Annotated in this window: 21 protein-coding genes; 8 read left to right on the top strand and 13 right to left on the bottom strand. The window is 60.2% G+C overall.

What is annotated here, in order from left to right; all coding sequences use genetic code 11:
* Positions 1-8: 8 nt before the first annotated feature.
* Positions 9-1,364 (bottom strand): methylenetetrahydrofolate--tRNA-(uracil(54)-C(5))-methyltransferase (FADH(2)-oxidizing) TrmFO, encoded by a 1,356-nt coding sequence (gene trmFO / locus Q1A07_RS18120; RefSeq protein WP_299783416.1) that lies wholly within the window; start codon positions 1,362-1,364, stop codon positions 9-11.
* 354 nt (positions 1,365-1,718) lie between these two features.
* Here trmFO and Q1A07_RS18115 point away from each other — a divergent pair, with 354 nt between their 5' ends.
* Together Q1A07_RS18115 and Q1A07_RS18110 are read left to right on the top strand one after the other, a co-directional pair.
* A complete protein-coding gene (locus Q1A07_RS18115) occupies positions 1,719-2,150 on the top strand; it encodes a PaaI family thioesterase (protein ID WP_299783415.1) in 432 nt (143 codons plus the stop codon).
* A gap of 59 nt (positions 2,151-2,209) precedes the next feature.
* On the top strand, positions 2,210-3,160 hold the full coding sequence (locus Q1A07_RS18110; protein WP_299783414.1) for a kelch motif-containing protein: 951 nt from the start codon (positions 2,210-2,212) through the stop codon (positions 3,158-3,160).
* A gap of 42 nt (positions 3,161-3,202) precedes the next feature.
* Here Q1A07_RS18110 and Q1A07_RS18105 read toward each other — a convergent pair whose 3' ends face one another.
* Entirely contained in the window at positions 3,203-3,436 is a 234-nt protein-coding gene (locus Q1A07_RS18105; RefSeq protein ID WP_299783413.1) for a DUF1127 domain-containing protein, read from the bottom strand.
* Between the two features lie 94 nt (positions 3,437-3,530).
* Here Q1A07_RS18105 and Q1A07_RS18100 point away from each other — a divergent pair, with 94 nt between their 5' ends.
* Positions 3,531-4,946, top strand: a complete 1,416-nt coding sequence (locus Q1A07_RS18100) for a PLP-dependent aminotransferase family protein (RefSeq protein WP_299783412.1) — start codon at positions 3,531-3,533, stop codon at positions 4,944-4,946.
* Between the two features lie 285 nt (positions 4,947-5,231).
* Here Q1A07_RS18100 and Q1A07_RS18095 read toward each other — a convergent pair whose 3' ends face one another.
* Positions 5,232-5,570 carry a hypothetical protein gene (locus Q1A07_RS18095; RefSeq protein WP_299783411.1) on the bottom strand — a complete coding sequence of 113 codons (339 nt, stop codon included), beginning with the start codon at positions 5,568-5,570 and terminating at the stop codon, positions 5,232-5,234.
* Between Q1A07_RS18095 and rplM the strand changes: the two genes are divergently transcribed.
* From rplM to Q1A07_RS18080, 3 genes are all read left to right on the top strand, one after another.
* Positions 5,569-6,030 (top strand): 50S ribosomal protein L13, encoded by a 462-nt coding sequence (gene rplM, locus Q1A07_RS18090; protein WP_299783410.1) that lies wholly within the window; start codon positions 5,569-5,571, stop codon positions 6,028-6,030. The genes Q1A07_RS18095 and rplM overlap by 2 nt on opposite strands.
* Before the next feature lie 2 nt (positions 6,031-6,032).
* Positions 6,033-6,521: a 30S ribosomal protein S9 gene (rpsI, locus tag Q1A07_RS18085; RefSeq protein ID WP_299783409.1), complete on the top strand. Its 489-nt coding sequence runs from the start codon at positions 6,033-6,035 to the stop codon at positions 6,519-6,521.
* A gap of 212 nt (positions 6,522-6,733) precedes the next feature.
* Positions 6,734-7,765, top strand: a complete 1,032-nt coding sequence (locus Q1A07_RS18080) for a Hint domain-containing protein (RefSeq protein ID WP_299783408.1) — start codon at positions 6,734-6,736, stop codon at positions 7,763-7,765.
* Here the strand turns inward: Q1A07_RS18080 and Q1A07_RS18075 are convergent, their stop codons facing one another.
* The 9 genes from Q1A07_RS18075 to guaA form a co-directional block, all read right to left on the bottom strand.
* Positions 7,766-8,383 carry a TetR/AcrR family transcriptional regulator gene (locus tag Q1A07_RS18075; RefSeq protein WP_195821954.1) on the bottom strand — a complete coding sequence of 206 codons (618 nt, stop codon included), beginning with the start codon at positions 8,381-8,383 and terminating at the stop codon, positions 7,766-7,768.
* A complete protein-coding gene (gene ppk2 / locus Q1A07_RS18070; RefSeq protein WP_299783407.1) occupies positions 8,376-9,245 on the bottom strand; it encodes a polyphosphate kinase 2 in 870 nt (289 codons plus the stop codon). Before ppk2 ends, Q1A07_RS18075 begins: the two co-directional genes overlap by 8 nt.
* A gap of 49 nt (positions 9,246-9,294) precedes the next feature.
* The gene (locus Q1A07_RS18065; protein WP_299783406.1) at positions 9,295-10,260 is read right to left on the bottom strand and encodes an alpha/beta hydrolase; all 966 of its coding nucleotides are present in this window, start codon (positions 10,258-10,260) and stop codon (positions 9,295-9,297) included.
* 1 nt (position 10,261) lies between these two features.
* Positions 10,262-11,179, bottom strand: coding sequence for a homoserine O-succinyltransferase (gene metA, locus Q1A07_RS18060; protein WP_299783405.1), 918 nt, complete (start codon positions 11,177-11,179; stop codon positions 10,262-10,264).
* A 91-nt stretch (positions 11,180-11,270) separates the two neighbouring features.
* Entirely contained in the window at positions 11,271-12,119 is an 849-nt protein-coding gene (locus Q1A07_RS18055) for an ATPase (protein ID WP_299783404.1), read from the bottom strand.
* A gap of 61 nt (positions 12,120-12,180) precedes the next feature.
* Complete coding sequence (locus Q1A07_RS18050; RefSeq protein WP_299783403.1) at positions 12,181-13,107, bottom strand: DMT family transporter; 927 nt, start codon at positions 13,105-13,107, stop codon at positions 12,181-12,183.
* 107 nt (positions 13,108-13,214) lie between these two features.
* The gene (locus Q1A07_RS18045) at positions 13,215-14,336 is read right to left on the bottom strand and encodes an outer membrane protein transport protein (protein ID WP_299783402.1); all 1,122 of its coding nucleotides are present in this window, start codon (positions 14,334-14,336) and stop codon (positions 13,215-13,217) included.
* Between the two features lie 131 nt (positions 14,337-14,467).
* Positions 14,468-15,331 carry a DMT family transporter gene (locus Q1A07_RS18040; protein ID WP_299783401.1) on the bottom strand — a complete coding sequence of 288 codons (864 nt, stop codon included), beginning with the start codon at positions 15,329-15,331 and terminating at the stop codon, positions 14,468-14,470.
* A 95-nt stretch (positions 15,332-15,426) separates the two neighbouring features.
* A complete protein-coding gene (gene guaA, locus Q1A07_RS18035; protein ID WP_299783400.1) occupies positions 15,427-16,989 on the bottom strand; it encodes a glutamine-hydrolyzing GMP synthase in 1,563 nt (520 codons plus the stop codon).
* A 187-nt stretch (positions 16,990-17,176) separates the two neighbouring features.
* Here guaA and Q1A07_RS18030 point away from each other — a divergent pair, with 187 nt between their 5' ends.
* Positions 17,177-18,721, top strand: a complete 1,545-nt coding sequence (locus Q1A07_RS18030) for a trimethylamine methyltransferase family protein (RefSeq protein WP_299783399.1) — start codon at positions 17,177-17,179, stop codon at positions 18,719-18,721.
* Between the two features lies 1 nt (position 18,722).
* Here Q1A07_RS18030 and Q1A07_RS18025 read toward each other — a convergent pair whose 3' ends face one another.
* Positions 18,723-19,013 carry a DUF6477 family protein gene (locus Q1A07_RS18025; RefSeq protein ID WP_299783398.1) on the bottom strand — a complete coding sequence of 97 codons (291 nt, stop codon included), beginning with the start codon at positions 19,011-19,013 and terminating at the stop codon, positions 18,723-18,725.
* A gap of 392 nt (positions 19,014-19,405) precedes the next feature.
* Between Q1A07_RS18025 and Q1A07_RS18020 the strand changes: the two genes are divergently transcribed.
* A complete protein-coding gene (locus tag Q1A07_RS18020) occupies positions 19,406-20,569 on the top strand; it encodes a DUF6456 domain-containing protein (protein ID WP_299783397.1) in 1,164 nt (387 codons plus the stop codon).
* Positions 20,570-20,622 lie beyond the last annotated feature (53 nt).

Raw genomic sequence — 20,622 nt, 5'->3', positions numbered from 1 at the left:
CGGCTTGACTAGGCGGCGTCCAGTGCGCCGGTGCCAAGCCACTCTTGCCAGGCCGCCTTGGCCCGGTCCGTATAGGCCTTGTAGCGGTCCTTGCGGCCACGCCTGCCGCCCTTCAGGCCCTCGACCGGCGGGAAGAGCCCAAAGTTCACATTCATCGGCTGGAACGTCTTGGCCTCGGCCCCGCCGCTGATATGCGTGATCAGCGCACCGGTTGCCGTGCTGGGAGGCGGTGTCTCGATCGGGCTGCCCAAAATGGCACTGGCCGCCAGACGCCCCGCCAACAGGCCCATGGCAGCGGATTCCACATACCCTTCGACCCCGGTGATCTGGCCGGCAAAGCGAATGTTCGGACGTGAGCGCAGCCGCATCTGCCCGTCGAGCAACGTCGGGGAATTCAGGAACGTGTTGCGGTGGATGCCGCCCAGCCGGGCAAAACTGGCATTTTCCAGGCCCGGAATGCGTTTGAAAACATCTGTTTGCGCGCCGTATTTCATCTTGGTCTGGAAGCCGACGATATTGTAAAGCGTGCCGAGCTTGTTGTCGCGCCGCAGCTGCACCACCGCATAGGGTTTCACGTCCGGCTGATGCGGGTTGGTCAGGCCCACGGGCTTCATCGGGCCAAAGCGCAGGGTCTCGCGCCCGCGCTCCGCCATCACCTCGATGGGCAGGCAGCCGTCGAAATACCCGGCTGTTTCACCTTCGTGGAATTCGGTCTTGTCGGCCGCCATTAGCGCATCGATGAACCCTTCGTACTGGTCGCGGTCCATCGGGCAGTTGAGATAGGCGGTGCGCTCTTCCTCCGTCTCGCCCTTGTCATAGCGCGATTGCATCCAGGCGCGCGACATGTCGATGCTGTCGAAATAGACGATGGGCGCAATGGCGTCGAAGAAGGCCAAAGCCTCGGCCCCGGTCTCCGCCGCAATGGCCTGTCCCAGCGCGCCGGAGGTCAGCGGGCCCGTTGCAATGATCCACTGGCCGTCGCTGGGCAGCTCGGTGATCTCGCCATATTCGACACGCACATTCGGGTGCGCGACCAGCGCATCGGTGACCGATTGCGCAAAGGGATGACGGTCCACCGCCAGCGCGCCACCTGCGGGCAGGCGGTGTTTGTCCGCCATCTGCATGATCAGACCACCGGCAGCGCGCATTTCCCAATGCAAGAGCCCAACGGCGTTTTGTTCACTGTCGTCGGAGCGAAAGGAGTTGGAACACACCATCTCGCCCAACAACCCGGTCTGATGGGCAAAGGTGCCGACCTCGGGGCGCATTTCGTGCAGCACAACCTGCACGCCCATATGCGCCGCCTGCCAGGCCGCTTCTGATCCGGCCATGCCGCCGCCGACGATATGCAATTCTTCTGTCATGTTCGCCATGTAAGGCAGGCCCCCACGCGGTGCAACCGCCAGCAAGGCGGTACTACTCCTGCGTGGTGATATGAGAGGGAAGTTTTTGGGGTCGCCGCTGCGGGAATGTCGAACCAGCGAGAGACTGGTTTGGAGGGACCTTCCGCCCACGGCGACCCAAAAGCATCAAGACGTTTCCGCCTTGCCCTATAGTTGCCACGTTCCTGCCCAAATTAAAATACCGCAGGTAGAAACTCTGCTGCTCCGATTTGGAAACAATCGTGCGACGTGGCGTCAAATGTTCCCAGCTCATGCGCTGGCTTGCTCTGCGGGGAGAATTCGCTCAACGTGACGGCAGGGCAAGGGAGCATCTGCATGGACATAAAAATGGACGCAGCCGCGTTGAATACCTTTTTGGATCAGGTGTTTGAGCAGGTGGCCGGTGATTTCACCGTTGAGGAGGTGGCGCCCGAGACGCTGACAGTGCGTTTGAATGTCAGTTACAAGCATCTGCGCCCGGGTGGCACCGTTTCGGGTCCGACACTTTTTGCGCTGGCGGATGTTGGGGCCTATCTCATGACGCTCGCGCGGATCGGCCCGCAGGCGCTGGCGGTGACAACCAACTGCAGCATCGACTTCATGCGCAAGCCTGCAGCAGGTGTCGATCTGATCGGCAAGGTGCGGTTGCTGAAACTGGGCAGGCAATTGTCGGTCAGCGATGTGTTGATCTATTCCGAAGGCGTCGATGCACCCGTTGCCCGGGCGAGCCTCACCTACGCCATTCCGCCGGCAAAAGCGTCGATATAACAGGACCTTGTCCAAGGGGCGCCAATCTGGTCATCTCTGACCTGAAAAGGGAGGAACCGATGTCGGACTGGATCACGCTGGACTGTACGGGCACGCCACATTGTCGGCACGAAAACGGATTTGCGGCCCTCGACGGCAAATTCTACCTCTTTGGCGGGCGGCGCATTCAGCCGGTCGACATCTTCGATCCCGACACCAATACCTGGACGTCCGCCGCGCCGCCCCCGATGGAAATCCACCACTTTCAACCGGTTATCGTCGGGCGCGAGATCTGGCTGCTGGGCACAATGACAGGGGAGTTCCCGCGCGAAACGCCGCTGGAGACGGTCTATATCTACCAACCCGATAGCGACACCTGGAGAGAGGGGCCGCGTATCCCGCAGGCGCGGCGGCGCGGGGCGGCGGGCTGCGCGCTGCATACGGATGGCTGGATCTACGTGGTCGGCGGGATCATCGACGGGCATCACTCTGGCACACAGGCGTGGTTTGACCGGATCAATCCCGAGACAGGTGAGTGGCAGGTGCTGCCCGATGCGCCGAACAAGCGCGACCACGCGCCCTGCGCCATTGTGGCGGATAAACTGTACTTCTTTGGTGGACGGGAGACCGGGCGCCACAACGGGCAGGACTATAATGCGCTGTTCTTTGCCACGATCGGTGATGTCGATGTCTATGATTTCAAGACCGGCACATGGTCCGTTCATGATGAACCCTTGCCCGTTGAAACCGCCGCTGGCGGGACGGGTGTGATTGATGGCAAAATCCACTATGTGGGGGGCGAGGCCGGGCGCATGGAGGCCTTTGTCGAGATGCAGATATTCGATACGATCACAGAAACCTGGCGCATGGGGCCAAGCCTCAACCGGGCGCGACACGGGACAAACTGCTGTGTGTATGATCGCAAACTCTGGATCGCGGCGGGCAGCGGCGCACGTGGCGGTGAGCCGGAGCTGACCAGCATCGAATGCATCGAGATCTCCGAGACACCCTATAAAAAAAGGCCGGGATAAAACCCGGCCTTGAGGAAGAGGTCTGGTCGCGTACCGGGGAGGTTACGCGCGCCAGAACACCTTGGCCGCCTCGTCACGAGCCTGCCTTGGTGTCAGTCCCACATCGTCCAGCTGCCAGACCGTCAACTGTTTCAGCGCGCGTCTGGTACGGTAGCGTGTGGCCCATTTCGTCACGCAGACAGCAAACTCAATCGCGACGATGGCCAGTGTTGGCATCTCTTTGGCCTCGTTGAGGAAAGCCAGGGTCCGGGGCGATGGTGTCTGTGCGTGTGTCATGGGAAATCTCCTGAATTGTATTGACACAATATAGCGGTATAGCTATGAAATCTTGATACGATAATTGATACAAACGTGCTAGGAAAACATTGTAATGGGTACAATTTGGCAGCCAGCGCTGATCGACGGGCAGGGCCCAAAGTATCAATCGGTTGTTAGTAGTATCCGACAGGGGATAGAGGCGGGCGATCTGAAGCCCGGAGACAAGCTACCCCCCGTGCGCGATCTGGCCTGGAAGCTGAGCATCACACCCGGCACCGTGGCGCGCGCTTATACGATCCTGACAGACGAAGGCATCTTGAATGCCGAGGTCGGGCGCGGCACCTTCGTGGCCCCGCCGCACCATACGCGGGTATCGGATGCACCCATTGAGATCGACGTTGTGCCGCATGACGCAGAAGAAGATGGCGAGCAGTACAATGTCAGCCTGTTCTCGCCGCATCTGCCCTGCGTTGGTCAGGACAAGCTGATCCGGCAGTTGATGGTGCAGGTGGCAGAGGACCCGCCCTCGGGCGTCATGCACTATCCCAGCCGTGCCGGCGCCCGCCCGGCGCGGCGTGCGGTGTTACGCTGGTTGGAAGGGACGCCGCTGGGCCCGCTCGGCGACAAGGATATCGTGCTCTGCCATGGTGGACAGAACGCTGTCCTAATGGTGCTGCAATCGATCCTAGAGGGGCGCAGACCGACGGTGTTGATCGAGGAACTGGCCTATCCCGGGTTCCGCCGCGCAGCCGAGATGTTGCGGGCCGATGTTGTGCCGGTTGCGATGGATGCTAACGGGATCCTGCCTGACGCCTTCGAGCAGGCGATGCGATCCCATGATGCGCAGGTCCTGTGTACCTCACCGGAAGTGCACAACCCGACGGGCGGGTTCACCCCTCTGGCCCGGCGTGAAGAGATTGCCCGGATCGCACGCAAATACGATGCGCAGATCCTGGAAGATGATTGTTACCGGATGGGCGTGAACCGCGCCCCGTCGTACCGGATGCTGGCGCCGGAGCGCGGCTGGTACGTCTCGTCGATTGCCAAGACGGTCACACCCGCTCTGCGCTTTGGCTTTGCGATTGCCCCTGAGGGCAAATGGTCGGTGCTGCGCCGCAATGCCGAGCACAGCTTCTTTGGCCTGGCCACCCCGATGAGCGATGTGGCCGCGTTGCTGCTGATGCATCCGCAGATCGATACGTTGACCGAGGAGACCCGCCGCGCGTTCAACATCTACGTGCAAAGCGCCGTGAATATCTTGGGCGGGTACGATCTGAGCTGGCGGGAGGATGTCCCGTTTTTGTGGTTGCGGTTGCCGATGGGCTGGCGGGCAGGGGCATTCTGCCAGGCCGCCGAGGCGGTGGGTGTTCAGATCAGATCCGCCGAGGAGTTCGTCTGCCGCGACGCGCGCGCGCCCCATGCGGTGCGGATGGCGGTCAACGCCGGCGTGTCGCTCGGCAGCTTTGAAGCTGCGATAACACGGCTGTGCCAGCTTCTGGACAACCCGCCGGAGCAGATCAGCGTTTGAGGTTCGACACCATCCACTTACGGTATTCCCGGCACGTAAGGCACCTTCGAGGCAGGAAACATTCAAGCACCGAAGGCCGCCGATGATAAGAATTGCAATGCCGTGGATCATTGATGCAACAGCGAAGTTTGACCAGCCTCAGAGTGTCGATGACAGCATGGACAAGACTGGCCTATCATTCATTTGGCTATGGCTAAGACTGCGCTGGATCAGCTGTATGTAGACAATACTTACAGATCATACTTGCGGGTTTCGTCGCAAAAAGCTCATGAGACAGCACAGCAACTACAATCGTTCACTGACGATTTTAACGAGAATTGGGAAACAGAAATTGAGGCTTGGCGCTTTGCACCAACGGCGTACATTCAGTGACCTGGATTTGACGATAGGTGTTGCTGTACGCGCATCACATCGCAGAGCCCCCTGATACGACGCAATGGTTGCGACTAAATAAGTCATCAAGTCACTGGGGTAAAATAATACCTTATTTTTAAACCATTGATATTGCTGAATATTACCTGAGTTCTGCTGCTTGACCCGCAATTTGGCTGCTGTATAACCCCCTAATCGAATTTGGACTGATGCGACAGCACAGTCTTTCACCTCAAACGGGGAACCGTCCATGAAAACCTTTTCTGCAACACCCGCAGATATCGACAAGAAATGGATCCTGATCGACGCCGAGGGCGTTGTTCTGGGCCGTCTTGCCTCGATCATCGCGCAACGTCTGCGCGGCAAACACAAAGCGTCCTTCACACCGCACATGGATATGGGCGACAACGTGATTGTCATCAACGCGGACAAGATCCAGCTGACCGGCAAGAAGCGTGAAGAGCATCACTACTGGCACACCGGCCATCCGGGCGGGATCAAATCCCGTACCAAGGCGCAAATCCTTGAGGGCGCACACCCCGAGCGCGTCGTAACCCTCGCGGTCAAGCGCATGCTGCCCGGCAACCGTCTGTCCCGCCAGCAAATGACCAACCTGCGCGTCTATGCAGGTGGTGAACACCCTCACGAGGCGCAGAGCCCCGAAGTTCTGGACGTGAAATCCATGAACAGCAAAAACACCCGGAGTGCATGAGCATGGCTGAAGAAATCAACACACTCGAAGAGCTCGGCCAGGCCGCAGGTCTCGAAGCTGCCCCCGAAGTGATCGAAACGCCGCGCGAGCCGGTCCGTGACGATCTGGGTCGCTCCTACGCAACGGGCAAGCGGAAAGACGCGATTGCCCGTGTCTGGATCAAGCCCGGCTCTGGCAAGGTCACCGTGAACGGCAAGCCGCAGAACGAATATTTTGCGCGCCCCGTGCTGCAGATGATCCTGGCACAGCCGTTCACCGTTTCCGGCACCGAAGGCCAGTTTGACGTGGTGGCCACTGTCAAGGGCGGCGGTCTGTCCGGTCAGGCCGGCGCGGTCAAGCACGGCGTGTCAAAAGCGCTGCAGCTTTACGATCCGTCCCTGCGGGGCGCGTTGAAAGCCGCCGGCTTCCTGACCCGCGACAGCCGCGTGGTTGAGCGGAAGAAATACGGCAAGGCCAAAGCGCGCAAGAGCTTCCAGTTCTCCAAGCGTTAAGCTTTTCCAACAGATATCAGAAGGCCGTCCACCCCGGGCGGCCTTTTGCGTTTCAAGGCCCAACCTAGGACGCATCTGGATGGTGTGGGCGATCCCTGATGCAAAGCCATCGAGTTTTAGGCAATTTCTCGCTAATCTTGCTTGGCCGAGTCGCACTTACGGCATAATTCCCCGTTACTTTAATGTGGTAATTCAATACGTTTGGACGTGATATGGTGATACGGAATTTCATAGCCTTCGACAGCGAAAGCCTCGTCGTACAGTCGAGTTCCAATGGGAGCATCGTCGGCAATCCAATCATCAACAACTCCTCGACGCCCAACGGCACGGTTTTTGAATACACCGGTGGCAGTGGAACGGAAGTGTCCCTGAACGACACCGGCGGGGGGGGCGGGCGTTTCAACGACGATCAGCCTGGCAGCCACGTCATAACCGATGGCAATGGATTGGTTGCCGACGGCACGCAGGTTGAATCGGAATCGATCATCAGCATCCGCGCCCTGGACGACAACGGGAACCAGACGGGCCCGACAATCAGCGTCTATGTCTTCTCGCAAAACGGCAATTTCGGTGATGTCTGGGGCTTTGCTACCAGCGAACTGCTTCAGGACGGCACGTCATACGTCAAGATCGGGGGCAACAACACCGGGACGTCGCGCTACAATAACTATGTCACCTGCTTTGCGGAAGGTACGCGGATCGCGACGGCAGACGGAGAGATTGCGGTCGAGGACATCAGGGTTGGCCAGGCGCTCTGGACCCTGGACAAAGGCAATTTGCCGGTGCAATGGGTGGCCAGCACGACCGTGACCGGGCAGGGCGCTTTTGCACCGGTTGTGTTCGACGCGGGGGCAATCGGCAACAATGCACCGCTGACCGTCTCTCAGCAGCACCGCATCTGGATAAAGAACGCCATGGCCGACCTTCTCTTCGGCAAGTCCGAAGTGTTGGTGGCGGCCAAACATTTAGTCGGCGTGCCGGGCGTGCGTCTGGATCCGCGAGAGAGCGTGACCTACACGCATTTCATGTTCGACAGCCACCAGATCGTCCGCGCCAACGGGGCCCTGACCGAAAGCTTCTTTTACGGAGAAAACGCGCTCGGCACCCTGGAAGCGGCACAGCGCGCGGAACTGGACGCGCTTTTCCCCGTTTTGGGCAGTGGTTTTGAAAGCTTCGGCGTGACCGCAACGATGACCCTGAACGGCCGCGAGGCTGCGGCATTGCGCTCCTACCTCGCAGCCTGACTAGTCGTCCGGGTTGATCAGACCAAGCCCGCGCAAATAGATACCAATCCCCGTTTCCAACAGATCATCCGCCGGGAAGGGCGAGGCCCGTCCCGGTGAGTTGCGCGCAAAAAGCTCAACCACCCCGTGGCTCAGGGCCCAGATATGGGCGGAGAACATCGACGCCGGGGGGCGTTTGTCTTCGGGGATATGCTGGCTGAGGTCGGTTGCCGCCTTTTCCAGAACACTGTTGGCGCGGGTGGCGACGGCGGCCAGTTCGGGCGTACGGTTCACCGAAATCCCGCTTTCAAACATCGCGATGTAGTGGCCGGGATATTTGCGCGCGAAGGCCAGATAGGCACGCCCGGTTGCGGAAAAGGCCGCCAGCGCAGAGGGTTGGCCTTTTTCATACGCGTATTCCATCAGGTCGGCAAAAATCTCGTAGCCCTGCAGCGCAGCTTCGGCAATCAGATCCTCACGCCCTTCGAAGTGCCGGTAGACGGCAGCAGGGGTTACGCCCGCCTGTTTGGCCGCCTCTGACAGGGTGAAGCCCATCGGTCCCCGCGCCTCGATCAGCTGCAGCGCCGCGTCAATCAGAGCCTGACGCAGGTTGCCATGATGATAGCCGCGTTTAGGCATCCCAGATGTCCGGCCCACCGCAAATCGATGTGTCGATCTTGCCAATCGCGCGGGCATCCTTGCGCGCGTAGTCCAACCCGTGCAGCACCGTGCGGATGGCGTTGAGCCGCGCGCGGCGCTTGTCGTCTGATCTCACGATGGTCCAGGGGGTCGCTTCTCTGTGGGTCCGCGTCAGGGTTTCTCCAATCGCGTCCGTGTAGGCGTCCCAGCGTTTGAGGCCCTCAACATCAATCCAGCTGAGTTTCCACTGTTTCAGCGGGTCGCATTCCCGCGCCAAAAGGCGCCGCAGTTGCTCGGCGCGCCCCACATTCAGCCAGAATTTGAAAAGATGTACGCCATCTTCCACCAACGTGTCCTCGAAGGGTGTCACCTGCGTGAAAAAGTTTTCCCGTTCGGTGTCGGTGCAGAAGTCAAAGACCTTCTCGACAACGCCGCGGTTGTACCAGCTGCGATCATAGAAGGCCATTTCCCCAACTGTCGGCAGATGGGCCACATAGCGCTGGAAATACCATTGTCCGGCTTCGGTATCTGTCGGCTTCTGCAAGGCGACGATGCGGGCGCCGCGTGGATTAAGATTGGCGCGGAATCGGCTGATTGTACCACCTTTTCCGGCGCCGTCACGACCTTCATAGACGATCACGACACGGGCACCGCTTTCCTTGACCCAGGCCTGCATCTTGACCAGTTCGATCTGCAGGGCGGCCAGCTCCTTCTCGTAGGGCTTGCGCGCCATACGCTCGCTGTGCGGGTAGGTGTCGGACAGGATATCGCCCTTTTCACTCCGCTTGATGGCGTCGCGGATGTCCTTGGGGGCTTCTGAGGCAAAGTAGGTGCTGATCGCGCCGTCAAATGGCAGGTTCATGGGCCCTCCGGGGCAGGTGCTCTGATTTTAATATGGGATGTTAACAGGCTTAACGCAAACCTGCGCGGGTTGCCGCGCGGTCAATGGCCGCTTCGACGGCATCAGGGTCGGCGTGATGTGGCATATGGCCCACACCTTGCATCCGGATCAGCGTCGCATTGGGCAACAATTGCGCCAATGGCTCCGAATGGACGCGCAGCGGGACGATAGTGTCTTCGGTGCCATGCAGGATTTCCACGGGCAGGCTCAGGCTAGGATACTGCGTTGCCATCTCGACCACATGCGGGCGCAGGCTGTTGACTTGTTGCGCATTCGCGCGCAGCGTGGGGCGGCGCAATGTCATTTCGGGCCCGAAGTGATCGAGATACCCGTCAGGTGTCGCTTGTGGCGCGAAAATGGAGGCGACCGCCTCCTCAATGCGCGCCGCGGGGGCAAAGGCTGCAATCAGGGGGATCATCAACGCGCTGCCAATCCGCGTCGAATTGATCTGGTAGAGCAGGCCGAGGTTGCCGGGCCAGGGGTTGGAGGCGGCCCCGAGCAGGACCAACGCTGCCGTATCCTCCGGCCGTTCCAGCGCCCAGGCCAGCGCCACAGCGCCGCCGTAGGAATGGCCCAGAACAATCGGACGTGTCACCCCAACCTGATCCAGCGCTTTTTGCAGCACGCGCGCCTGCACCGCCGGCGGCTCGGCCCAGGTGTTCAACACGCCGCTGTAGCTCTCCCCCGCGCGACTGCTCCAGCCCAGTCCCGGGCGATCCACCATGATGACGCGGTAGCGGTCCGTCAGCCGCCCCATCAAGTCGAAGGTGAAATCGCGCATTGATCCGTTTGCGCCGTGGATCAGAACCAGATCGGGGCCTTGCCCTTCGATGCGCAGATGAACGCGCGTGCCATCCACCTCGATAAATTGACCGGAGGGTGGATAGGCGGTTTCAGCCTGCGTTTCACGCGCCACAGCACGCCATTGGACCAATGCCACGGCCAACAGGATCAAAAGGAGGGCGAAGAGCAGCACGTTACGTCCCAATGCGCGCCATCTCGAAAGGGGCGGACTGGTACATCTCATTGATCCAATTGCCATAAAGAAGATGCGCGTGACTGCGCCACCGGTTTAGCGGCATCTGGGTGGGATCATCTTCGGGATAGTAGTTCGCGGGCAGGGTGATGGCACTGCCGTCGGCAACATCCCGGTCGTACTCCTGCTTCAGCGTATCCCGATCATATTCGAAATGGTTGAAAATATAGAGCGCGCGATGGCCCGGATCCTCGACAAGGCAAGGGCCGACATCATCACTCCCCAGCAGTGTCCTCAGCCCGGGGGCGGCGTCAATCTCATCCTGTCGCATCTCTGTCCAGCGGGAGACGGGGATTACGCAGTCGTCGGAAAAACCACGCAGGTATTGCGAGGCCGGTGCCAGGTTGCGGTGCCGGAAACACCCAAACGCCTTGCCGTCCAGCATATGCTTTTGCACGCCGTGGAAGTGGTTGATCATCGCCATCCCGCCCCAGCAGACGCCAAAGGTGGAATGCACATTGGTCTGGGTCCAGTCCATCACCTCGCGCAGCTCCTCCCAATAGGTCACCTCCTCAAAAGGCAGGTGCTCGATGGGCGCGCCAGTGATGATCAGACCATCGAATTTCTGGTCCTTCACCTCCTGAAACGGGCGGTAAAAGCTCTCCATATGCGCAGCAGCGGTGTTCTTGGTCTGATGTTCCGACATGCGGATGAGGCTCAGTTCGATCTGCAACGGCGTTGCTCCGATCAGCCGGGCAAACTGGTTCTCCGTCTGGATCTTCTTGGGCATCAGGTTCAGCAGCGCAATGCGCAGGGGCCGGATATCCTGACGCGCCGCCTGATCCTCATCGACGACCATGACACCTTCGCGCGTCAGCACATCATAAGCGGGCAGGTCTGCAGGTATCTTTATCGGCATGGTCTTCTTCCGGCGCTATGTCAGAGCAGTCAGATAGCCCCTTGGCGGGGCTGTCTCAAGGGGGGCGGTCTCACAGGTCGGTGACGCAGTCTTACAGGCAGGCGGCAATCAAATCCTCGAAGTCTTCCGGGGTCTTCAGGGCAGCCACCTGATCGGCGGTCACGGTCACCCCCCAGCGCGACATCGCTTCATAGCGCGGTTGCCGGTGTGCCAGTGCGCGGGCATAGGTGAACCGCACAAAGGCGTCTGGATCAACATCCGCCTCGACGCAATTGTTTTCGCTGAGGTATTCCTGCCAGACATGGGTCAGAAATTCGGGCTGATAGGCCATGGGTTTGGGCGCGCGATCAAATCGGCGGATCAGCTCCTGCGTGTGCGCCTCATCCCCCTTGATCCAGATCAGCAGGCAGTGTTTGGCCAGATCCGCCAGCATTGCGTCATCGTCATCGGACGCATCGACCCATTCACAGATCGACCCGCCGGTGTCGCAGATGAAATGCGGATAGCCATAAAGCGCCTCGGCCCGCTCAGCAAAATGCGCGGTATCATAGAGTGCGGAGATTTCCGCCTGCCGGAACTGGTCCTGTCGACGTGTGTATTCCGCCAATGGCAAACCGCCCTTCGAGGGGTCACCGGGCTTGCCCAGATAGGTGGCGACAGGGGCCAGATTGTCAAAGGTGATGTTGGAACCGATGTAGATGCTGTCACTCATCAGCAGTTCGCGCAGGAAGGGCACTTTCATCGCCTCGGCCTTGGCGTTGTCGGTAATGAATTCGCCCATGTAACGGGTGCCGATGCGGTAGTCGATAGAGTAGTGGAACCAGTCACCGCTGGCGCGCAGCAGGTTCGACATATGGGTCTTGCCGAGACCGGACATACCGTAGACCAGCACGGATTTACGCGGGGCAGCGCGCCAGTCGGCAGCGGAAGAATAAAGCATGTGGTCCGTCCTGACGGCGTGAGTGGCCCTCAGTCCTAGCTGCGACCATGGAAGGGGTCAATCAGTCTGCGACAACCCGCGGCGATTTTCGACGCCTGCGCAGGAGCCGCCCGTCCAGCACCGCAAGCCCCAGCGCCAGCAGCGCAAAACCGGCGTAAACATTGGGGCTCAACTTTTCATCAAGCACCAGCGCGCCGAGCAGGATGGCAAAGGGGGTGATCAGCAAGGTGACCAGCATCAGGTTGCCGCTGCCCGCGCGGGCCAGCACGTAGTAATAAAGCAGATAAGCCCCGGCGGTGGCGATCACCGCGTAGTAGGCAATGGCGATCAGCGTCACGGGTGCGAGGTCGAATTGGATCGGGCCTTCGACCACCACGGCAAGGGGCAGGGTGACGAGGGTCGAGCCAGTCAGCATACCGGCGGCGGCCACCTGTGGGGAAAGCCCCGACAGGGTCTTGCGGCCCCAGACGCTGGCCAATGCGTAGGAGATCGTCCCGCCGAGCACGGCAAGCTGGGCGAGCGATTGCAGATTGAAATCCCGCAGGTTTTCCAGCCCGATGACCGTGGCGACACCGGTAAAGCCAAGCGTGACGCCAATGGCTTTCCGCAGGCTCAACCGCTCGTCCGCAAAGAAGATCGCCGCTGCGATGACCCCGAACACGGCCGTAGCTGCGTTGAGAATAGAGGTCAGCCCGGTTTCGATATGCAGCTGTCCCCAGGCCATCAGGCCAAAGGGGATCACGTTGTTGAGCAGTCCCATGATCAGGAACGCCATCCAAACGGCAGGATCACGCGGGACCGGCAGCCGCATGACCGCAACCACCAGCCAGAGCACGAGCATCGCCCAGAAGGTGCGGTGCGCCACAGAGGTCAGCGGGCCGATTTCATCCAATGCGATGCGAATCGACAGAAAGGAGGCGCCCCAGATCATCGCGAGCAGGATCAGTGCAGCCCAGGTCCTGGTCGAGAGGGTCATTTGCTGTGTCATGCCGGGAGCCTAGGCAGGGCCGGGTCGAATAGCCACCCGGATCATGCGCGAAAGCCCCGCAGATTTTCGTCCACGGGGCTCTCGGGTTTGTTCGGTCGTCTAGTACGTCAGAAGGTGTAGCCGATCTTGACGCCAATGGCGACAGCATCGTTGTTTTCGAATGTGCCTGCCGGGGAGAACGGCCCGGCAACGGTCGTTGTATCTCCGATCCGAACGTAGCGGATACCGGTTGTGATCTTCATCTTGCCCTGCGTGTAGATCGCGGCAAGGCCGACACTGCGCTGGCCATCGGAGGGGCCGAGGTTGGTGAACAGATTGCCCTGCGTCTGCTCGTATCCCAAGGAGGCCGCGACGGACCATGTGTCGTTCAGTTTCCGCCCGACGCCGAGTGTATAGGTGGTCACATCTTCAGCGTAGCTCAGCAAAGATGCGCCGCCGGTGCGCTGGAAGTACAAGGAGGGGGTCAGGGCAAAGTCGGACCAGTCCACCCAGCGGATGCCCCCAAACAAGAGTGTGTTGGGCGCAATGCCGGTTTGAAACGCGAGATTAAGCGACTGTGGTGTTTCGAACTCGGTGACGGACGATCTTGTTCCCAGAGCCACGCTCGTCTCGAAGGTGTCGTTGGCGTGCGATATCTCGGAGTTGTACGTCAAAGAGACACGCAGCGCGATTTCGGGCTTCTCATAAGCGACACCGAAAACATATCCCACACCATAATCGCGAGAGGCATCAACGGCGTAGTCAAGGTTCAGCGCGGGAACAGGAGTGTTGAACTGGATCGTTGCATTGGCTTCTGCGGATTGCAGCCGCAGGCCGCCGTAAACGCTCGCGCCATTGCCGACATTGTATTGCAAGAGGCCAGTCAGTGCCATCGAATCGTATTCGGCTGAAGAGCCGGCCGCAAAGTAACCGGTGCCCGTGGGGTAATCGACCGAGGCATCGAACGGCTGGTCAAGGATAATTGCATAGGACAGCCGGTCATTGATATCCGCCTTATACGCGGCACCGTATTGCTGGTAAGCGGGTGAAATATCGCCAGACCCGATCCCAGGTGTGAGGGTTGTTCCTGTACCGCTCAGCGTCGGCGATATGGTAGCAAAGCTGAACTCTACATACCGACCGTCCTCGAAGAGCACGTCAACAGACTGTCCCGTCCGGTCCAATGCACCGGCATGCGCGCCGCCTGCGGCAAGACACATTGCCGTTACACTTTTTAGGTAGTTTCTCATGAATCTCCTCCCCAGAAGATGCGCCTATAATTCTGCGTGATGTTTTCAAGTAGGCAGGGGCAATAAATCACGATCCCCGGTCCGGTCAATTCGTGACGCTAGGGAAGCCTCGGCTGTTACCCCACGTAAAATCAAGTCTTTTGCCGGGTTTCGACCCAAATGTTCAAATAGTTGCCTGCAAAGATGATTCCGGCCCCCAGAAAAACCCAGACGTCGACGGTCTCATTATAGAGCAGCATGCCGATGATCGCGATGGCGGGCAGGCGGATGAAATCGATCGGCACCACCACCGTCGCGGGGGCAATCGATAGCGCGTTTGTTATGCAGTAGTGCGCCAGCAGGCCCGCAAAACCAATCATGATCACATAAGGAAGACTGGCTGCATCCGGCAGGGCGATGTCGCCGTCGTACCCGGCGGCAATCAGGCCCATCACCACCTGCATCGTGGTCAGGTAGAAAAGGATGCAGGTGATGCTCTGGCTGCGCGTTAGCCGTTTGGTGAACATGATCGTCAACGCAAAGAAGATGGCAGAGGCCGCCGCCGTAACCACGCCCGCGTTGATGCCCGCCATATCGGGGCGCGCCACGATCAGGATGCCGATGAAGCCCATGATGGCCGCGATCCCCCGCACCAGGGTCAGTCGCTCGCCCAGGATCAGCGGGGACAGGACGATCACCCAGAGCGGCGAGGTGAATTCCAGGGCAAAGACCTGCGCCAGCGGGATCACCGTGACCGCATAGAACCACAGATTCTGCCCGGTGAAATGCGCCAGGTTGCGTACCAGATGTGCGCCCAGACTGTCGCGGTTGATCTGTCGCCATGTGCCGGTGATCCAGGCAACCGCCACCACCACGACCACCCCGATCAGGCTGCGATACATCATGATTTCAAAGGTATCGAGCTGGGAGGCGGCTTCGCGTCCCGCAACGGCCATGGTGGAGAAGGAGGCGATGGCCCCACTCATCCACAGCGCGGCCTTGAGAATGGGGGACATGAGGATACCTTGATTTGGACGAGGGTCGCGAGGGGCAGGTTTAGATGATGTTCCCGGATCGTCGCCCGCGTGGCGGCAGCCTGAACATCACCGGCTCATTCCCATTCGATTGTGCCCGGAGGCTTTGACGTGATGTCATAGGTGACCCGATTGATCCCCGGCACTTCGTTGATGATTCGCGTGGCCGTTTCGCCGAGGAATTCGTGGGAGAAGGGGAAGTAGTCCGCCGTCATCCCGTCCACAGAGGTCACTGCGCGCAGCGCACAGGCATAATCATAGGTGCGGTAATCGCCCATGACACCGACTGTGCGGACCGGCAGGATCGCCACGAAGGCCTGCCAGATATCATCATAGAGCCCGTGCTTGCGAATCTGGTCGATGTAGACCGCATCGGCCTCGCGCAGGATGTCGAGTTTTTCGCGGGTAATCTCGCCGGGGCAGCGGATGGCTAGACCCGGGCCGGGGAAGGGGTGGCGTCCGATGAAGCTCGGCGGCAGGCCCAGTTCACGCCCCAGCGCGCGCACCTCGTCTTTGAAAAGCTCGCGCAGCGGTTCCACCAGCTGCATGTTCATGCGCTCGGGCAGGCCGCCCACGTTGTGGTGCGATTTGATCGTCACTGAAGGTCCGCCGCTGAAGGAGACCGATTCGATCACATCCGGATAGAGCGTGCCTTGGGCAAGGAAATCCGCGCCACCCATCTCCTTGGCGTGCCTCTCGAAGACATCGATGAACAGACCACCGATGATCTTGCGCTTGGTCTCCGGGTCACTGACGCCCTCAAGCTTGCCCAGAAACAGGTCGGATTCATCCGCATGGATCAGCGGCAGGTTATAGTGTTCGCGGAACATGCCCACGACCTGTTCGCTTTCATCTTTACGCATCAGCCCGTGATCGACATAGACGCAGGTCAGCTGCTCGCCGATGGCCTCGTGGATCAGCACGGCGGCAACCGAACTGTCGACGCCTCCTGAAAGGGCACAGATGACCTTGCCGTCGCCCACCTGATCGCGGATGCGTTGGATGGCTTCCTCGCGGTAGGCGCCCATGGTCCAGTCGCCCTTGAACCCGGCCAGCCGCACGAAGTTCTCATAGAGCTTGGCGCCGTTGGGCGTGTGATGCACCTCCGGATGGAACTGCACCGCATAGAAATTCCGGTCGATGTCCGCGGTGATGGCAAAAGGCGCATTGGGAGAGGTGCCATAGACATCGAACCCCGGCGCGATTTCACTGACGTGATCGCCGTGGCTCATCCAGACCTGCTCGCGGTCTGCGGCGAACCACCCCTCCAGCAGCGCCAGCCTGCGCGCCTCCGGCGTCACATAGGCCCGTCCGAACTCTGCCGTGCCGTGGCCACGTTCCACCTTGCCGCCCAGACAGTGCATCATCACCTGCTGGCCATAGCAGATCCCCAGAATCGGCACGCCCAGATCAAATACGCTCTTGGGCGGCATCGGCGCGCCTTCGGCAAAGACAGACGACGGCCCCCCGGAAAAAATCACCGCCTTGGGGGCGAAATCACGCAGGAACGCGTCCGTCACCATATTGAAGGGGTGGATTTCGCAATAGACGCTCAGTTCCCGCAGGCGGCGCGCAATCAATTGCGTCACCTGGCTGCCGAAATCGATGATGAGGAGGCGGTCGTGTTCGGATGTGCTCATGGGTGCTGATTAGGCGCGCGCGGTCGCAGTGGCAAGAGGCCGAATGCCCAACACTTGTGCATAGTCTTATTATAAAGGGCGAAAGACGTCAGCATGTCGCTTTTTTCCCTGCAAGGCCGCTATACGGATGAGGACGCCTGATGGAATACTATAGCACCGGCGCAAGTAAGACATCGGGAGTATGTACATGGCACAGGCGGCGGAGCGTAGACGGGGACGTGGCGGCGGTGGAGCAGCACGACGCGCGGAACGCAGTGCGGTGTCCTTTGAAACCGCACGTTTCATTGAACGCAACATTCCCAATTTCGAGGTGCTGACCGAAGAGGCGCTGGAAATCATCGAGACCAATGCCGAAACGGTGCTGGAGGAAATCGGTGTCAATTTCGTGGAAAACCCGGCAGCGCTGGCGCGCTGGCGCGATGCCGGGGCGGATGTGGATGGCGAACGGGTGCGTATCCCGCGCGGCCTGGCCCGCAAGCTGTGCGCGACGGCACCGTCAAGCTACACGCAACACGCCCGAAACCCGGAACGGAACGTGGTCGTGGGGGGCAAGAACCTCGTGTTGGCCCCGGTCTACGGCCCGCCCTTCGTGCGCGACGCGGTGGGCGGGCGTCGCTACGCCACGATGGAGGATTTCCGCAAATTCGTGAAGCTGGGGTACATGTCCAAATGGCTGCACCACTCCGGCGGCACGGTCTGCGAACCGACGGATGTGCCGGTGAACAAGCGCCATCTGGATATGCTGCACGCGCATATGACGCTGAGCGACAAACCGTTCATGGGCTCGGTGACAGAGCCTAGCCGCGCACAGGATTCGGTGGAGATGTGCGAGATCCTCTTCGGCAAGGAGTTCGTGCAGGACAACACGGTGATGACCTCGCTCATCAACATCAACTCGCCGATGACATTCGACGATGTGATGATGGGCGCTCTGGAGATTTATGCAAAGAACAACCAGGCCTGCATCATTTCCCCCTTTATTGTGGGTGGGGCGATGGCGCCGGTGTCGGTGGCCGGTACGCTGACGCAGGTGCTGGCCGAGTGCCTTGCAGGCATCGCCTATAGCCAGCTGATCCGCCCCGGTGCGCCGGTGATCATGGGGGCGTTCGTGACCTCCATCGACATGAATTCGGGCGCGCCGACCTTCGGCACGCCGGAGGCTGCGCATATCACATACGGTGCAGGGCAGCTTGCCCGCCGTTTGGGGCTGCCCTACCGGTCCGCCGGGTCCTTCTGCGGATCCAAGCTGCCGGATGCACAGGCCGCCTACGAGACTGCGAACAGCCTGAACATGGGGCTGTTGGCAGGGGTGAACTTCATGCTGCATTCCTGCGGCTGGCTGGAAGGCGGGCTGGTGTCCTCTTTTGAGAAGTTTGTCATGGACGCGGATCAACTGGGCACCCTGCATCATCTTGCACGAGGCGTCTCGGTGGATGAGGACGCCCAGGCCCTGGATGCGATCCGCGAGGTTGGCCCCGGCGGGCATTACCTGGGATGTGATCACACGCAACGCAACTTCAAATCCGCTTTCTGGAAATCAGATCTGCTGGATTACAAGCCCTTCGAGACCTGGGAGGACGAAGGCGCGCGGGACACTCAAACACTCGCCGGCCTGCGGGTTGAGAAGATGCTGGCCGACTACAAGCAGCCAGCGCTTGACCCATCGATCAACGAAGCGCTTTCGGACTATATTGCACGCAAGAAGGCCGCCGAGCCCGACAGTTTCATGTGATCTATGCAGCCTGCGAGGCGCGCAGCACGCGGGCCTCACCCAGCATGGCGATCAACACGTCCACGTGGCGGATCAGGCTGTAACTGGTATCCCCACCAGTCCGCTGCGCGTTCAGATCGGCTTCAATCTCGATCAAGCGAAACAATGCTGCCCCGTGACGCGGCAAAACACCATACCCCAGCAGCCGGGGCAAATGTACCGTGCGTCGGTAGTCCTCCGCGCCGATCCGCGCAGCGCGCATCAAAAGTTGTGGCCGACGAATGGCGTGCAGCATTGAGAGCAGGTCTTGCATTGGACATTCCTTTGTACCGTCTATCCCCAGGGGATTTTCTCCCCGACGATTGCGATATTACACGGGCGTCCTGCCTGTTGCGCAGGCACGTAGAGCCACGCTCGGGGGGCTTAGGAACTTGTTAACACTCTGAGAAGGGTGGGAATTTAGACAAGGATCGAAATATCCAACTGGCCCGCAGAATGCGGAGTTCGCCCGGTTGCCTGCCTGTTGCGGCAGCGCGTTTAGCGCCGCGCGGAGGTTTAAATACTGTTTATAATTTAGAGACAATAATCCTCAAATCAGAAACTGTTAACGAACGGGTAACCAATTCGTCTTTAGGTTGTGTTTTGAATTATGGCACAACTAAGGCATGCTATGACGCCGGATCGGATCATATGAAAGAGCTGGAGATGACCCCCTCACGCGGCTGCGACACACTCGAGGCAACACTGCCCGACTGGGTACCCGCAGCGGCACAGGTGTATCTGGCTCATACCGAAGCCGGTTTGCCAATCCGGGCCCTCGCCCGGGCGGCAGGCTGCCACGCCTCAACCATTCTACGCCAGATACGGCGGGTTGAAACGAGGCGGGACGATCCATTGGTCGATGCGGCGCTCAAATCACTGGGTGCCGCGCATTTTGTTCCCCGTTCCAACGCCGCCAAAGTGAACGAAAAGGATCTTCCGCGCATGAGCTTCCAAGACAGAATATCTGCTCCGACGTCACCTTCGGACAACCCGCCCAGTGAAGACGTGCTGATGGCGGAAGGCGCACGCGTTCTGCGCCGCCTATGTGAGACCGGCGCAGTGCTTGCCGTGGCCGCCGAGATGGAGAAAGCCGTGATCGTGCGGGACGGGGCCGGCGGACAGGCGACGCGAACCGGGGTTGTGTCCCGCCAGATTGCCGAAGCCATGGCGCTGAAGGAATGGATTTCGGCCCAGACGACGGGTAAAATCACCCGATATTCGATCACCCCGGCCGGGCGCGCGGCGCTCGAAGACATGCTGGACGAGGAAGGCGGCACCACGGCAAGCGGATTTGCCGAGGCACCAACTGATTTCGCCGGCCAGCATCGCAGCTGGGGCGAAAAAATATTGCCTGATATCGACACCGGACGTCCGCGCCGCATGCGGTACAATCTGGCGGAAAGCCCGCTGACGGCCCTGGCCCGGCGGCGGGATAAGAACGGCGAGCCCTTCCTCAACGACGATCTGGTCACCGTCGGCGAACGCCTGCGCGAGGACTTTGAGCTGGCGCAAATGGGCCCGCGCGTGGCTCAAAACTGGGATCGATTCCTGACAGCAGGCGGGCGGGGCAGTTTCGTGCCGGACAGCGGCGTGGGTGACGGCCCCTCCAATGCGCGCAAACGGGTGGCGGATGCGCTGTCCGACCTTGGGCCGGGCCTCTCGGATGTGGTGTTACGCTGCTGCTGCTACCTCGAAGGGCTTGAAACGGCCGAGAAAAAGCTGGGCTGGTCCGCGCGGTCGGGCAAGATCGTGCTGCGGATCGCGCTGATGCGGCTGAAACGGCACTATGATGAAACCATCGGCCCCGGCGGGCCGCTCATCGGATAGAATAACAAGGCAGGCAATCGAGACCTGAGACGGGGGGCGTTGAAAAGCGCGCC

The sequence above is a fragment of the uncultured Roseobacter sp. genome, from assembly GCF_947492555.1.
Taxonomy (GTDB): domain Bacteria; phylum Pseudomonadota; class Alphaproteobacteria; order Rhodobacterales; family Rhodobacteraceae; genus Roseobacter.
Note: the sequence above shows the minus strand (reverse complement) of the source record. Positions and strands in the feature narration are given on the sequence as shown.

Coding starts and splice junctions, on each gene's coding strand:
- Q1A07_RS18075 (WP_195821954.1), bottom strand. CDS start 8,383: ATGCCTAAACGCGGCTATCATCATGGCAACCTGCGTCAGGCTCTGATT.
- ppk2 (WP_299783407.1), bottom strand. CDS start 9,245: ATGAACCTGCCATTTGACGGCGCGATCAGCACCTACTTTGCCTCAGAA.
- Q1A07_RS18100 (WP_299783412.1), top strand. CDS start 3,531: ATGGGTACAATTTGGCAGCCAGCGCTGATCGACGGGCAGGGCCCAAAG.
- Q1A07_RS18040 (WP_299783401.1), bottom strand. CDS start 15,331: ATGTCCCCCATTCTCAAGGCCGCGCTGTGGATGAGTGGGGCCATCGCC.
- Q1A07_RS18025 (WP_299783398.1), bottom strand. CDS start 19,013: ATGCAAGACCTGCTCTCAATGCTGCACGCCATTCGTCGGCCACAACTT.
- Q1A07_RS18095 (WP_299783411.1), bottom strand. CDS start 5,570: ATGGACGGTTCCCCGTTTGAGGTGAAAGACTGTGCTGTCGCATCAGTC.
- rplM (WP_299783410.1), top strand. CDS start 5,569: ATGAAAACCTTTTCTGCAACACCCGCAGATATCGACAAGAAATGGATC.
- Q1A07_RS18055 (WP_299783404.1), bottom strand. CDS start 12,119: ATGCTTTATTCTTCCGCTGCCGACTGGCGCGCTGCCCCGCGTAAATCC.
- trmFO (WP_299783416.1), bottom strand. CDS start 1,364: ATGACAGAAGAATTGCATATCGTCGGCGGCGGCATGGCCGGATCAGAA.
- rpsI (WP_299783409.1), top strand. CDS start 6,033: ATGGCTGAAGAAATCAACACACTCGAAGAGCTCGGCCAGGCCGCAGGT.
- Q1A07_RS18110 (WP_299783414.1), top strand. CDS start 2,210: ATGTCGGACTGGATCACGCTGGACTGTACGGGCACGCCACATTGTCGG.
- Q1A07_RS18050 (WP_299783403.1), bottom strand. CDS start 13,107: ATGACACAGCAAATGACCCTCTCGACCAGGACCTGGGCTGCACTGATC.
- Q1A07_RS18020 (WP_299783397.1), top strand. CDS start 19,406: ATGACCCCCTCACGCGGCTGCGACACACTCGAGGCAACACTGCCCGAC.
- Q1A07_RS18105 (WP_299783413.1), bottom strand. CDS start 3,436: ATGACACACGCACAGACACCATCGCCCCGGACCCTGGCTTTCCTCAAC.
- guaA (WP_299783400.1), bottom strand. CDS start 16,989: ATGAGCACATCCGAACACGACCGCCTCCTCATCATCGATTTCGGCAGC.
- metA (WP_299783405.1), bottom strand. CDS start 11,179: ATGCCGATAAAGATACCTGCAGACCTGCCCGCTTATGATGTGCTGACG.
- Q1A07_RS18080 (WP_299783408.1), top strand. CDS start 6,734: ATGGTGATACGGAATTTCATAGCCTTCGACAGCGAAAGCCTCGTCGTA.
- Q1A07_RS18045 (WP_299783402.1), bottom strand. CDS start 14,336: ATGAGAAACTACCTAAAAAGTGTAACGGCAATGTGTCTTGCCGCAGGC.
- Q1A07_RS18115 (WP_299783415.1), top strand. CDS start 1,719: ATGGACATAAAAATGGACGCAGCCGCGTTGAATACCTTTTTGGATCAG.
- Q1A07_RS18030 (WP_299783399.1), top strand. CDS start 17,177: ATGGCACAGGCGGCGGAGCGTAGACGGGGACGTGGCGGCGGTGGAGCA.